Origin of the sequence: Sporosarcina ureae DSM 2281 (assembly GCF_000425545.1) — a bacterium.
GTDB classification, from domain to species: Bacteria; Bacillota; Bacilli; order Bacillales_A; family Planococcaceae; genus Sporosarcina; species Sporosarcina ureae.
The window spans coordinates 141,009-154,461 of record NZ_AUDQ01000007.1 but is presented as its reverse complement, the minus strand read 5'-3'; the positions used below and the strand labels follow the sequence as shown (position 1 = coordinate 154,461).

14 protein-coding genes and 2 pseudogenes are annotated in these 13,453 nt (G+C 37.9%); 13 read left to right on the top strand and 3 right to left on the bottom strand.

What is annotated here, in order from left to right; translation table 11 throughout:
• Window positions 1-365: 365 nt before the first annotated feature.
• From H605_RS17675 to H605_RS0108870, 11 genes and pseudogenes are all read left to right on the top strand, one after another.
• Window positions 366-965 (top strand): annotated as a pseudogene (locus tag H605_RS17675) (MATE family efflux transporter); the annotation flags it as partial.
• 100 nt (window positions 966-1,065) lie between these two features.
• The gene (locus tag H605_RS0108920) at window positions 1,066-1,551 is read left to right on the top strand and encodes an RrF2 family transcriptional regulator (protein WP_029053901.1); all 486 of its coding nucleotides are present in this window, start codon (window positions 1,066-1,068) and stop codon (window positions 1,549-1,551) included.
• Window positions 1,552-1,757: 206 nt separating this feature from the next.
• The gene (locus H605_RS0108915) at window positions 1,758-2,180 is read left to right on the top strand and encodes a hypothetical protein (protein ID WP_029053900.1); all 423 of its coding nucleotides are present in this window, start codon (window positions 1,758-1,760) and stop codon (window positions 2,178-2,180) included.
• Between the two features lie 181 nt (window positions 2,181-2,361).
• A pseudogene (locus H605_RS17670) lies at window positions 2,362-3,764 on the top strand (DHA2 family efflux MFS transporter permease subunit).
• A 201-nt stretch (window positions 3,765-3,965) separates the two neighbouring features.
• Window positions 3,966-4,424: an OsmC family protein gene (locus tag H605_RS0108905; protein WP_029053899.1), complete on the top strand. Its 459-nt coding sequence runs from the start codon at window positions 3,966-3,968 to the stop codon at window positions 4,422-4,424.
• 386 nt (window positions 4,425-4,810) lie between these two features.
• Entirely contained in the window at window positions 4,811-6,979 is a 2,169-nt protein-coding gene (locus H605_RS0108895) for a M28 family peptidase (RefSeq protein WP_029053898.1), read from the top strand.
• 100 nt (window positions 6,980-7,079) lie between these two features.
• Window positions 7,080-7,796 carry a CPBP family intramembrane glutamic endopeptidase gene (locus H605_RS0108890; protein ID WP_232321230.1) on the top strand — a complete coding sequence of 239 codons (717 nt, stop codon included), beginning with the start codon at window positions 7,080-7,082 and terminating at the stop codon, window positions 7,794-7,796.
• Between the two features lie 428 nt (window positions 7,797-8,224).
• Window positions 8,225-8,644: an organic hydroperoxide resistance protein gene (locus H605_RS0108885; protein ID WP_029053896.1), complete on the top strand. Its 420-nt coding sequence runs from the start codon at window positions 8,225-8,227 to the stop codon at window positions 8,642-8,644.
• Window positions 8,645-8,658: 14 nt separating this feature from the next.
• Window positions 8,659-9,135: a glutathione peroxidase gene (locus tag H605_RS0108880; RefSeq protein WP_029053895.1), complete on the top strand. Its 477-nt coding sequence runs from the start codon at window positions 8,659-8,661 to the stop codon at window positions 9,133-9,135.
• Window positions 9,132-9,575, top strand: coding sequence for a MarR family winged helix-turn-helix transcriptional regulator (locus tag H605_RS0108875; protein ID WP_029053894.1), 444 nt, complete (start codon window positions 9,132-9,134; stop codon window positions 9,573-9,575). Before H605_RS0108880 ends, H605_RS0108875 begins: the two co-directional genes overlap by 4 nt.
• Before the next feature lie 183 nt (window positions 9,576-9,758).
• On the top strand, window positions 9,759-10,016 hold the full coding sequence (locus tag H605_RS0108870; RefSeq protein WP_029053893.1) for an autorepressor SdpR family transcription factor: 258 nt from the start codon (window positions 9,759-9,761) through the stop codon (window positions 10,014-10,016).
• Window positions 10,017-10,314: 298 nt separating this feature from the next.
• Here H605_RS0108870 and ytxJ read toward each other — a convergent pair whose 3' ends face one another.
• The 3 genes from ytxJ to H605_RS17665 all read right to left on the bottom strand — a co-directional run bounded on the left by ytxJ (window position 10,315) and on the right by H605_RS17665 (window position 11,154).
• Window positions 10,315-10,641, bottom strand: coding sequence for a bacillithiol system redox-active protein YtxJ (gene ytxJ, locus H605_RS0108865; RefSeq protein WP_029053892.1), 327 nt, complete (start codon window positions 10,639-10,641; stop codon window positions 10,315-10,317).
• Between the two features lie 88 nt (window positions 10,642-10,729).
• Window positions 10,730-10,798, bottom strand: coding sequence for a hypothetical protein (locus tag H605_RS19730; protein ID WP_418347001.1), 69 nt, complete (start codon window positions 10,796-10,798; stop codon window positions 10,730-10,732).
• Between the two features lie 8 nt (window positions 10,799-10,806).
• Complete coding sequence (locus tag H605_RS17665; RefSeq protein WP_051210526.1) at window positions 10,807-11,154, bottom strand: GreA/GreB family elongation factor; 348 nt, start codon at window positions 11,152-11,154, stop codon at window positions 10,807-10,809.
• Window positions 11,155-11,359: 205 nt separating this feature from the next.
• Here H605_RS17665 and H605_RS18395 point away from each other — a divergent pair, with 205 nt between their 5' ends.
• Together H605_RS18395 and H605_RS0108850 are read left to right on the top strand one after the other, a co-directional pair.
• Entirely contained in the window at window positions 11,360-12,040 is a 681-nt protein-coding gene (locus H605_RS18395; protein ID WP_029053891.1) for a DUF1361 domain-containing protein, read from the top strand.
• A gap of 173 nt (window positions 12,041-12,213) precedes the next feature.
• Window positions 12,214-13,068, top strand: a complete 855-nt coding sequence (locus tag H605_RS0108850; protein WP_029053890.1) for an aldo/keto reductase — start codon at window positions 12,214-12,216, stop codon at window positions 13,066-13,068.
• The last annotated feature ends 385 nt before the right edge of the window (window positions 13,069-13,453 follow it).

The following is a 13,453-nucleotide window of genomic DNA, read 5'->3' as shown; positions in this document are numbered from 1 at the left end:
TCCGGAAAGATCCGGATGCTCCTTTAACCATTCAAGTATTTGATCTCGATAGGGATCTAACTTCTTACTTCTAGTCTGTAAAGACAATGTGAATTTGAAGAATTCATCTGGTTTCATTTTCCCATAATCAATCACCCTATTTCTAGAAATTTTGAGCTTTCTGGAGATTGCACTGTTAGAGAATCCTTCTTTACGCAATCTATGTATTTCATTGTAAACCATCCACTTTTCCACTTCCTATACCTCTCTTTCTATAGACTAGCTTCAGTATATAGAAAGTAGATTTTTTTGTGGAAAACTGTTGATTCTTATTTGTTGAAAGCTGTTGAATCTAGTTTAACGTTTACACCTTTGTACACACTGCATCATTTAGCTTAGTAGCTATAGTGATTAATACGATGTTACTTCAATACGGGGGAGATATGTATTTGGCAGCTTATGGTGTCGCCCAACGTGTCATTGCCTTTGCGGTTATGCCAATTAACGGGATCATGCAGGGAATGTTACCAATTGTAGGGTACAACTACGGTGCGAAACTATATGAAAGAATGAGAAAGACGATATGGTTATCTTTAAGATATGTTGTGATTATTTCTGTAGTCGTCGTTCTTCTAGTTCAATTATTCCCTGAGTATGCTATGGGAATTTTCACAAGCGACCCAGAATTTATAGAAATAGGATCAAATGCAATGCAAATCATTTTTTCTCTTTATTTTATTGTTGGCGTACAAATCATTGCCGGAGGTATTTACCAAGCTATAGGGAAACCTAGACAAGCTTTAATTCTTTCTCTTGCCAGACAAGTGTTTTTCTTGGTACCTTTAGTGATAATCTTACCTATTTATTTCGGGGTGTACGGGGTCTTTCTTGCATTCCCTATTGCTGATGTACTATCATTTATGTTGGCGAGTGTTATGCTTTATCGAGATAAAGAGATTATTTTAGTAAAAGGACAAGACGAATAAAGAGTACGTTCAAACAGTTTTCGGAGGGTTTTCACTTGTCTATTATAGATATTATGGATAGTTTTAAACACGAAGAAATACAATGAATGGGGTTGAAAGAATGCAATTTGCGAAAAGTACTGATTATGCGTTACATGCCTTAGTGTATTTGGCTAATTCAGAGAGTGAAGACAAAATAGGTATTAAAGAATTATCCAATAAGCTAAACGTATCGGAGAGTTATTTATCGAAAATTATGACTCAGTTACGGAAAGATGGAATCATAAGGGCTGTTCCTGGTGTAAAAGGTGGATATGAATTATCACGGCCAGCTAGTCATATCACATTTTTGGATGTTATTTTGTCAACTGAAGGTAGACAAAACATGTTTAATTGTTCTAATTCAGATTCTAAACAACATACAGTATTGATAGATGAAAGCAATGGGCAGTTACTAGAGCAAGAAGAGGATCAACGTGTTTGTAGAATTAAAGAGGTCATGGATCATGCCGAAATTGTCTTACACGAATATTTAAAAAGTCACTCCATACAAACAACTTTAGATGAGGCTACTAAAGATCGTAATGATCAATTACAAAAGGAATAAATAATTGAACGGACGTAAAGTAGCTAGATCATATCACCGTAATGATTAATGGAAAATCTTTAGACGTACTAAGAGGAAAGTTTGATTTTAGAAATCAGTAGTTTAGTATACTATTAAAGGGTACGATAACAGCGGTAAATTTAGGTGCCAGAAAACCTTTCAAAACATACGATGTTAGAAATGTATTTCGAAAGGTGACCAGTCGCATGGATAGTCAATTACGTTCCTTTATTTATGGACTGCAAACTAGAACGCCTTTACAAACTGTTGAACTATGGGTAGTAGGACTGCAAAACCGTAGTGGCGCTGTTCAACATGCAGTATTATCCCCAGCACTTCAAAAACGTACAGAAAAGCAATTTGCAGAAAATAATTGGGTAACTGGTCAATCTAGTCCATGGGTGTCAAATATTCATATTGTTCATGTTCATAAAATCAGTGAAACAAAGCAACAATTCACTCTTGCATATGACCTGATCACATCCTATGCGAGTTTCGGCAAAGGGCATAAAGTGATTACGGTAGAAAAGAATCCGGAACCGGGTCGTGAGAATTGGTTCATTACGAAAATTAGCACGACATTTCTTCCATATGAAGCGATTACTCCAGCTGAAATGATAAGTAAGTAAAATGATATGGCGATAAGTAGATATTCCTTATGACTTTGTGATAGGGGACAAAAATACTACGCATGAAAATAAATGAATGTTTGTTTCTTTCCCAAACACACTATATCTGCACTTTTCTGAGGTGATATCTAGCTATCCCAGTGGCTAGATGTTATCTTATTTTTTATGGTCAGTATTAGTTATGGAGGAAGGTTCGATATATGGAAGATTCAATACAAGAAAAAATAAAAATAAAGAATTAAAAGTCGCCCCGATCATGACTGTGCTATTGATTGGTGGATTTATCGGATTATTTAGTGAAACAGCATTAAATATGACGATGAATGACTTGATAAAGAAATTCGCTATTTCTGCATCTACGGTGCAGTGGTTAACTACGGGATATTTACTCGTACTCGGTATTATCATTCCCATTTCAGGATTACTCATCAAACGTGTTCCGACAAGGAATCTTTTTATCACGAGTATGAGCTTTTCTATCGCGGGTGTACTGATAGCTGCGGTTTCTCCGACTTTCACTATATTGTTAACTGGACGAATTATTCAAGCGATCGGTACGGGTTTACTGGTGCCATTGTTATTCCATACAGTTCTTATGCTCTTTCCACCTTGGAAAAGAGGGACTGGGATGGGGTTAGTAGGCCTTGTGATGATGTTTGCGCCTGCTATTGGTCCGATATCTGCGGGATTGATTATTGATTATTTCAATTGGCATATGATTTTTTGGATAATCGCTCCGATCCTCATTTTCGCATTGGTATTTGGTATTATTTACTTGCCCAATTTATCCGCTGTTCAGAAGCAAAAGATCGATGTGTTATCCATTATTCTGTCTACCATTGGTTTTGGCGGTATTGTCTTTGGATTTAGCTTTGCGGGCGAAAGTGAAGGATGGTCAAGTCCGATTGTGATTGTAGCGTTTGTAATCGGCTTGATCGCCCTCGTTGAATATGCTTTTCGTCAATTATCTATTAAAGAACCGATGCTTCATTTGGAAGTGTTTAAGCATCTAATGTTTACATTAGGCATTATCATTACGTTGTTTGCGAATCTAATTATATTCTCCTCCAATGTTTTATTGCCTTTATTTATGCAAGCAGGACTAGGTTTATCTGCTTCGAAAGCAGGTCTGTTACTGTTACCTGGTGGTATTTTTAACGGTATTATGTCGATGGTAGCGGACGTATTTTTGATCGCTATGGCCCGCGAGGCTTAGTTATTGGTGGATTTACAATTAGTACTGCGGCTGCGCTATTTTTTGCGACGATTTCATCGACAACTAGTTTTTACTTAATTATCATCTTCGTTATGTTATTAATGATGAGTATGTCGATGGTGACGAAGCCATCTCAAACAAATGGAATAAACTCGCTACAGTTAAACCGCTACCCTGATGGTACGGCGATCGTTAACTCCGTGATCCAAACGTCTGGAGCAATTGGTACAGCGATTGGGATTACTATATTAAATACGTCACAAAATACATTCTTACGAAATATCAGCGACCAGATTACAGCTGCTCATCAAGCGGAAGCGGTCATTTCAGGTGTACAGAATGCATTTTTATTTGCGACGATCATATAAATTATTGGTTTTGTCTGTTCACTATTTATCAAGCGAGTCAAAGTGTATAATGACTGACTAGCTGATCTTATCGTATATTTCTCACATATTTTATAAATTTCTGTGAATTTGTACAATAACTTTTCATTTCCTATTACATTCAGTACTTCTATATGCTACAATACATATTATAATAGTATGAATTAAAAGGGGATGCGTTTTATGTCAACAACAAACAATACGTTAGTAAAGATTTCTGCTACAGCGAAGTGGGATGAAGGGGTTCGCTCTACACATACGATCCGGGATTTTGAAGGATTTCCGATGGATGAACCTGTTCACTTAGGTGGAACTGATACTGGGGCAAATCCACTTGAGTTTATCGCAGCTGCGCTAAATGGCTGTAAAGCAGTAATGATTCCATTAATTGCTCACGAACAAGACTTTACTTTTACAGCAATTAATTTTGATACGACGGGAATCGTGGATGCTAGAGGTTTGATGGGGGAAGCAGGCATAAAAACTCATTTCCAAAAAGTTCGTTTTGTTTGTGAAATCACTACGAATGAGTCAGACGAGGCGATTGAGCAATTAAAAGCAGAAGTAGAAAGAAGATGCCCGGTATATAATCTATTTGCTGATGCAGGGATTCCTGTTGAATCGAAATGGATAAAGAAATAATGACAGCAAAATTAAAGCCGTGTGAAACCAAGTTTTATAACTTAAATTTACGCGGTTTTTTGGTTTGTAAAAATTAGGGAGAAGTTGAGAATGGAGAATTTTAACCTAGTTGAAATAGAAAAACTAGAAAGGTTGAGTTTAGAGTTCAGCAAATCACTATTGATAAAGTTTTGGACGCTGAAAGACAAATGGCCATTCAAACAAACTCCATTCATCGGTAGAATCAAAGCAAACATAAATGCGTTTTGTTTGCTGTGATCCATTAAAAATATAACTCATCAAAAATATTCAATAGAATTCGTGATAAAAACCCAAAAAACTATTGCGAAAACTCTCACTCTATCGTTTAATGAATTGATTGCAATAAATGAAAAGGACTGTGATAAATGAAAAAGATGGTGAGTTACTTAACGTTGTCCATGCTCGTTGCAACGTCACTCGTTGCGTGTACGCCAAAAGAAGATACTTCCAAAGAGAAGAAAGAGCCTGTAGAGGACGTAAAGACCGCTCCACTCTCAGATGAAAAGGACAAGTACTTGTCTAAAGTAGATGTAAAATATGCTTTTGAATTCGCTAAAGGAATGGAAGAATATAAAACCAATGAGAAACTTGGCTATCGTACTGCAGGTTCAGAAGCAGAACGAAAGACAGGGGAGAAAATTGGAGAAGAAATGAAGAAAATCGGACTGACCGAAGTGACGAAAGATGCATTTACGGTAGATAGTTGGGAATTTGAGAAGGCCGATTTAACCTTTACAGATACTGCCGGTAAAGAGCATTTAGCTGTACTAGGCGGCTATCAAGTGAACTTTGATACGAACGGTGTGAAAGAACTTGAGATCGTCTATGCAGGTAAAGGGACTGCAGCAGATTTGGAAGGGTTGGATATCGAAGGGAAACTCGTGTTAATTGACATCAATCAGCGAGAAGAATGGTGGATTAATTACCCTACTTATCAAGCGCATGTGAAAGGGGCGGCGGGGGTCATCGCGGTGCAGGAAGCTGGCTATGCCGAAGTGGATCCAGATGCGTTGAATACACAGGATATTTGTGGACCGGACGATGCTCCTGCATTCTCGATGTCTCAGACCGATGCAGGTGAACTGAAAAAGGCACTAGAAGCAAGTAAAAATGACACGCTTACCGTGAAATTTGATGCAAAATCTACTGTGAAGATGGATCAGGAAGCGTATAATTATTACGGGAAAATCGTCGGAAAAGATCCGGATTCCTATATTCTGTTATCTGGCCATTATGATTCGTATTTCGCGGGCTTCCAAGATGACAATGCAGCAATCGGCATGATGTTGGGAATCGCTAAAGGGATGATTGACAGCGGTTATCAACCAGAAAAGACCATTATTTTCAATGCGATTGCAGCGGAAGAATGGGGTAAGTCGAATACTCGATACGACTGGTCGACAGGTGCCTACAATCAAATCTTCAATATTCATCCCGAGTGGGTCGGAAAGACGTTTGCGAATATGAACTTCGAACTTCCAGCATTTGAACATACGACACAAGATGAAATTCGCTCGACTTACGAGTTGAATAACTACTTGACGGAGTTCGCAAAAGAAGTACCGCCATTATCCGATGTGTACAAAGATGGGATTTCAGTCGTTTCTCCACTACGTACATGGTCAGATGATTTCTCATTCAGTATTGCCGGTGTGCCAGCGCTTCGGAATGATTTCCAAGATAGTGAATTTATGCACTCTCATTATCATTCTCAATTCGACAGCGAAGACGCGTTCAACGCCGAGGCACTGAAATTCCACTTAAACCTTTATGGTTTATTGACAATACATTACGATCAAACGGCAATTGTACCGTTAGACTTCACAACACGTCTGCAGGCAATGAAAGACTTGATCGATGCCGATGCATTTAAACAGGCATCTGTTACTTCGGACGACTTGACGACAGAGATCGATCACGCGATGTCTAGTGCAGAAGAAGTGAATGCAAAAGTCGCTGACATTAATAAAGAGTATGCGGAAGCACTCAAAAACGAGGATGCAGACCGAGCGAAGAAGCTGTACGAAGAAAGTCGTGAGTTGAATAGCGACTTGTTGGCTGCTTATAAATATGCGGAAGACCAATTCGTGCGATTGACGTGGGAAGATGAACCGATTTTCCCTCACGAACATGCGCAAAATAACGTAAAAAACTTAACTGCTTCTATTGAGGCATTAACTACAGGAGATATCGCCACTCCATTGGACGAGTACTTGCACGCAATTGACAACAACTGGTATGCGTATGACTTCGATCAGGAAGTATTCAACTACTTCACGGACTATGTGATCAAAGCACCGAAAGAGCAGCTGATGTGGGGTGCTGGACGGATTGTGGACCATGAAGATTTATTTGATACGATCAAGTCTTTGAAGGCAAAGAAGGAACAAACGAAGCCGGATCTGTCAGTAGAAATCAAAACACTGTCGAGTGCGCTTGACAGACAGAAAAAGCTACTGGAACAAACCGTAACAGAGGAAACAGCTAGCGTGAAAAAATTAGGGGAGCTGTTGAATGAATTGACAATGAATTAACACATTAAAAGCATCGCATATATGCGGTGCTTTTATGTTTTAACAGACTAAACAAAAGTCACGTATCCATGGGTGTTTTACTATAGCAATACTTGAATTAATGAAACCTTTACCATTTTATGAACGTATGAATTATAGATCTATGCTTGAAGAATTAGTAATGATTATTCCAGCTGCATTAAAGTCATCTAGAGAGGAAATCATATATATGGATCATATAAAGAAGGGGTCAGAAAATATAAAACGCGATATTAAAACTAAAGACGTGATGTTTGCATTCTCTTCATTATCATTACTTTGTATAGCTGTTTTATTTGGTTTAGTGGTTTATGACGTACTAACTATTCAAAGTCTACTTTCCTTTAATAAGCCAATAGAATCTATAGTGATTACTGGTATTGCTTCAATTGCTTTATTACTATTCGGAGTCGTCTTAACGTTTAGTATTCCTTCGAATTCCATTGATGGCATGAATAAAACATATCAAGACGGTTCATTGTCATCACTTTTTATTTTCATGTTTTTAGCCGCTTTGTTTGAAGAAGTTTTATTTAGAGGTATTATCCAGAATTTATTTTTCGTATATACAGGTAACCAATGGGTGGCCATCCTATCTGCGACATTATTGTTTCTAGTCTTTCATATCCAATACTTCAAAAAGCCAATGATGTTAATGAATATCACCATACCAAGTATAGTTTTTGGTTGGATATATGTTAAAACTAACAATCTCTTAGTTCCCGTTTTTGTTCATTTCTTAATGAATTTTGGAATGACTATCTTATTTAAATATAAATTAATCAGTTTAAAGAAATGATTTTTTGTGGAGAGGTACTTGGCATTAGGAAGAAGAGATACTATATGCATAGCGAAAACACTGAATGATTTTCAGTGTTTTTTTGTGTCGTGAATCACCTATTTCACATCTCTAACAAACTTCATTTCACCGCTCAATTCGCAATGGCTTCAACATGCTGTTCTTATCTAAATATTGTTAGTGTAGATTTGTATGATTGGCGTATTATTTCGGTTGTTAGATCATCATTTTGCCCTTATACGTTCATGTACAAATGCCAACGTGATTGTCAAACTGTGTAAGAAACCAGTGTGATTGTGTAAACAGTCATAAAAGTTCATGCGCGGATATTTTTTAATTTGTATATTGAAGCAAAATAATTGTAATCATAATTTGAATCGTATACGATTAAATCGTGCGCAACCTACTAATGAAAAGAGGAATTTTACATGAAACCACTATATGAAACGACGATTATTAATACAGGCGGACGCGATGGCTCTGTTTATTCACCCGATAATATATTCAATTTAGATGTAGCGAAGCCTGTAGCGCTTGGCGGTGTTGTGTCCGGCGCATCGAATCCTGAACAATTGTTTGCAGCTGGATATAGTGCATGTTTCAACAGTGCACTCGAAATTCAGTTAGATAAAGGAAAAGTAGAATATGCTAGTAGTGAAGTAATCGCAACTGTGGCACTCTATCCAGATAAAACGGATGGCGGTGTGAAACTAGGTGCCAAACTTGAAGTGACAATTGAAGGTGTTGATCAGGCAACTGCAGAAGAATATGCAAAGAAAGCGCATAATTACTGCCCGTATTCTAAAGCGCTCAGCGGGAATGTTGAAGTGGAAATTACAGTGAAATAAGAGGAGGAATTCAAATGGTATCGGTTTACGATTTTGAAGTGAAAAAAACGAATGGCGAGTTGTTGTCTTTAAAAGAGTATGAAGGGAAGCCTTTAGTCATCGTAAACACAGCTAGTAAATGCGGCTTTGCTCCACAATTTGGTGGTTTACAATCGCTATATGAACAGTATAAAGAAGATGGCTTGATGGTACTCGGCTTCCCTTGCGATCAATTCAATGACCAGGAATTTGATACTATTGATGAAACGACTGAATTCTGCCAACTTAACTATGGTGTTTCGTTCCCGATGATGGGGAAAGTGATTGTAAATGGCGATGAAGCAGACCCGTTATTCAATTATCTTACAACAGAAAAAAGTGGGCTACTCTCGAAAAAAATCAAATGGAACTTCACAAAGTTCTTAGTAGATCGAGACGGACACGTCGTGAAGCGATACGCACCCCAAACAAATCCTGCAAAACTGGCGGAAGATGTGGAAAAACTATTATGAAAAAAGACTTTTCTACGCTAGATAAACAGCTGTGTTTTGCTGTTTATGAAACTGCGGGAGAGTTCACTAAGCTATACACCAGTGTTTTGAAACCATTCGGACTCACGTATCCGCAATACTTGGTGCTGCTCGCGTTATGGGAGCATGACAGAATTACGATGAAAGAGCTTGGTGAACTAGTAGGCCTAGGTACAGGGACGCTCACGCCGATGATTTCCCGTATGCAGGAAAAAGGCTGGCTCCGCAAAGAACGTTCTGTAGAAGACGAACGTAATGTACATGTCACGCTAGAGAAAAAAGCGCATAACGAAAAAAATACTATTACAGAGCGAGTCAACGAAGAAATTCAATTGTGTAATATCGCCTTGTCGGAGTATGAAGAACTTATGGCGAGATTAAATGAATTGCACAGTAAATTGAGAGAGCGCACGAAGCTGTAAGACATATGAACTTGAAGTGTACATTTTTTCGAAGAGTACCTGTACGAAAACAAACGTGAATGTTAACCATTCCTATTTGTTTTTAGAACAGGTACTTTTTTAATTGCTTCAAGTAGTATACAATTAGGTAAATAACTAATTAGACAAACATCTAAATGCTTGAAGTGAAAGGGGAAACTCGATTTGGATGACATTTTTAAAGCTTTAAACGACGAAACTAGAAGACAAATATTAACGCTACTCAGTGAAAAAGGATCTCTAACCGCCAGTGAAATACACGAAGAATTCGAGATGAGTAAGCCGAGCATTTCCAATCATTTAAACATTTTACGTAATGCAGGGCTTGTCACTTCGGAGAAAAAAGGGCAGTACATTCATTACACTCTCCACACAACCGTCCTGCAAGATCTTCTTGTATGGATGATAAAGTTGAATAAATAAAGTCGTAAAGTACTTGAGGATGTGCACCTATACGTACACGTAACCTGCGTGGAGTTGCCTAATTTTGAAAAGTGAATACGTAGCTTTGAGATAAAGCTACGGGTGCTAAACAAGGGAGATGGGGAAGCGATAGTACGGCGTTGAGAATACAGGGGTGTTACTATGACTACTATATTCCGACCAAACAAACAAAACTCGGTTTTGTTTGTTTGGTCGGAAGTGTGTAGAAATACCCGTGTCTGAAATGAACATGAATGTATATACATTCCTAAAAATCTCATGCACAGGTATTTTATGATTAGCTATACATTTCAATCGCATCACGAACTAGGCTTTCTTTAATGTGATAATGTGTGGCTTGCCACGTTGCTTTTTGATCTTTTACAATTAACAATTGCGGCGATTCATGTCTCACGTTTAAATCACTTTCAATCGCTTTCGAAACAGCTTGATCCGTTTGTACGACAATGACATAGAGAGGTAAGTCTGTAACGAGGTTATGTAATTCTTTTTTAGCGGATAGGCTACTGAAACATGTCAAACTCATTTTAAAGAGAAGAACGGATTGTTCTTTAGAACTTTCTCTAACAGTTCGCCATTCCTCTATAGTTTTAATGCGTTTCAATTTAAATCCTCCTGTTAATAGGTTTTATATGATCTATACAGTTACACTATATACCCCTGAAGGTATACAATCAAACTATTGATATTATTCATCGTACTTCCACAATTTGAAAAGTCATTTCTCCGCCTGGTGTTTTAACTACTACTTGATCACCAATAGAACGTCCTAATAGGTTATTGGCAAGTGGAATTCATTTGAAATGGTCCCGTTAACTAAATCGACCTCTTCGTCACCATCCGGTAGTTTAATGAATGTCACAGGTGCACCGAAAACGACAGGATCTGTTTCGTCATCCGGCACGGAAGTTACTTCTGCATGTCGTAGTCTATCTAAAAGCAGTAAACTACGCACTTCAATTTGTGCTTGCGATATTAATGCAGCCTCGTACTCAGAGTCCTCTCTAAAATCACAAAATTTACATGCGTTTTTAATGCGCTGTAATGCAACTTGTCGCTTTTTCGATTGCAGCTCGTACAACTCTTTCGATAAGATTTCTTTACCTGTTTTGATCATTACGTATTTTTACGGTTCCACTTATTTCAAGCTCCTTTTTAACACCTAGTACTATGTGTCGATTTTTGAAATACATTTTCTATATTTACAGAACTCTATACAATCTTTTATGCAGGTGCAACTTAACTCGATTCGATTCGTTTACTCTAGTAGTTCATTCAAGATTAAGAGGTAATATATAATAATTCTTACTAGGGGAGGTTCCGTGAAGATATCTTTTGAGAAACATAAAGTACTAGTATTATTCATGTTTGCTTATTGGGGCGTCTGTCTATTCATGCTCTTTAAGAGTTTGGATTTCCTCTATGCGGCGTTATCTTGGAATGTGTTATTAGCCATATTACCGTTATTCTTCATTAATCAAGCGGTCATAACGGTCGGGCAAAGAAAGATCAGTTGGTCTGTTTTCTGGATATTGCTTTGGTTATTTTTCTTCCCAAATTCCGTCTATCTCGTAACGGATTTTATTCATATAGCGAATGAAAAGTTCAGGTGGATGGCAAATGTAGGACCGTATGCGCCGGGTGGCGGTATAGTATACAGTCAAGACATCTTGATATGGGCGAAGTTATTAGTAATTGCCGTGGGTTTCTTTTATTCCATCGTAGTAGGACTGGAGTCTTTTTATATTTTCGAACAGATTGTCAGAAAGAAGTATTCAAGGAAGATCGGCTACGCCAGTATTTTAAGTGTTGGTTTACTGACAGGAATCGGTGTTTATATTGGAAGGTTTCTACGTTTCAATAGTTGGGATATAGTGTTCAATCCATTCCAAGTGTTACAACAAGTGGCGGAAGCAGATCGATTTGCGGTACAGTTCATTATCGCTTTCTCTGGCTTTGTTTTATTTAGCTATATGCTGTTTCGATCGTTTAAGGAAAAGTAAGAAGTGCACTTGTGCCGGCAATACACATGGATGTTTAACTATTCATGTGTATTGCAGACACAGGTGCTTTTTGATTCTAAAGGGGAATGAATGTTTAGTTCACTTTCAGCAAGGGAAATTACATGGATAAGGCGAGTAGAAGAGTTTACTTTTAAAAAAGGAGTAAGATAAAAATGGAACAGTTGAATATACAATCGATGCGATTGAATGATGAAACGAACCTTCCTTCAATTGGTTTCGGAACGGTTAAAGTAAAAGGTGCGCAAGGTGTAGTCAGTACGTTAACTGCGATCGAAGCGGGGTACAGACTGATTGATACATCAACGAATTATAATAATGAAGGAATGGTAGGAGAAGCGGTTCGGCGGTCATCTGTACCTAGGGAAGAACTGTTGGTCAGTTCCAAACTTCCTGGAGCTTCACATGATTACGAAAGAGCCATTCTGATGATTCAAGAGTCACTGTACCGTATCGGAATCGATTACTTTGATAAATACTTGATTCATTGGCCACTTCCAAAACAAGATCAATACGTAGAAGCGTGGCAAGCTTTAGTCGATGCGCAGAAATTCGGACTGATTAAGACGATTGGTGTTTCTAATTTCTTGCCGGAACATCTAGAGCGTATCATTGAGGAAACAGGTGTAACGCCGGCGACCAATCAGATTGAACGCCATCCGTATTTTAACAATAATGAACTAGTGGAATACAATAAAAGCCGCGGTATCGTAACAGAAGCTTGGAGTCCTTTAGGGCGCGAATTAAACGACGTGTTAGAAAATGAAACGATTGTTTCGATAGCTAAAAAATACAATAAGCAACCAGCGCAAATTATTATTCGTTGGAACCTGCAGAATGATATTTTAACGGTAGTAAAATCATCTAACTATGCCCATCAAAAAGCGAATCTCGATGTATTCGACTTTGAATTGACTGAAGAAGATTTGAGACAAATTGATTCTTTAGATAAAGGCGAAGCGGGAAGAGTAGAAGGGCAGCATCCGAATGAATATGAAGAGTTTGATTAAACGTATCTATTTTAGTAATGGGCTACATTGAAAAAAATCACAATTTCAGATCTTGTTATCATAATAAAAATGACCCACCTAGATCCGCATTGCAAAGAGGCGTGGTGGGTCGCTTTTTATTGTACCAACATGAAATCCAACTTTGAAAGGACAACGGCTAAAAGTATTTGTGTAATTGGGTGCGTGAATGGAAAACGAAAGTACGTCACAATACCGGTGAGTTTTTCAGAAAGCCAATAGAGCACAAAGCCTGTTTTTGAATAGCAGAACATGTATTAATAATGGACACTCTCGATCTTCAAGCATTTCATACATTTCCTATATGTTACAGTTTCTGTATATTCGTGTATGCATTGTGCTTGCAGGAGAGCCAACTGTTCTTCTA

Coding starts and splice junctions, on each gene's coding strand:
- H605_RS0108880 (WP_029053895.1), top strand. CDS start 8,659: ATGGTATCGGTTTACGATTTTGAAGTGAAAAAAACGAATGGCGAGTTG.
- H605_RS0108895 (WP_029053898.1), top strand. CDS start 4,811: ATGAAAAAGATGGTGAGTTACTTAACGTTGTCCATGCTCGTTGCAACG.
- H605_RS0108850 (WP_029053890.1), top strand. CDS start 12,214: ATGGAACAGTTGAATATACAATCGATGCGATTGAATGATGAAACGAAC.
- H605_RS0108905 (WP_029053899.1), top strand. CDS start 3,966: ATGTCAACAACAAACAATACGTTAGTAAAGATTTCTGCTACAGCGAAG.
- H605_RS0108915 (WP_029053900.1), top strand. CDS start 1,758: ATGGATAGTCAATTACGTTCCTTTATTTATGGACTGCAAACTAGAACG.
- H605_RS17665 (WP_051210526.1), bottom strand. CDS start 11,154: ATGATCAAAACAGGTAAAGAAATCTTATCGAAAGAGTTGTACGAGCTG.
- H605_RS0108890 (WP_232321230.1), top strand. CDS start 7,080: ATGAAACCTTTACCATTTTATGAACGTATGAATTATAGATCTATGCTT.
- H605_RS0108920 (WP_029053901.1), top strand. CDS start 1,066: ATGCAATTTGCGAAAAGTACTGATTATGCGTTACATGCCTTAGTGTAT.
- H605_RS0108875 (WP_029053894.1), top strand. CDS start 9,132: ATGAAAAAAGACTTTTCTACGCTAGATAAACAGCTGTGTTTTGCTGTT.
- H605_RS0108885 (WP_029053896.1), top strand. CDS start 8,225: ATGAAACCACTATATGAAACGACGATTATTAATACAGGCGGACGCGAT.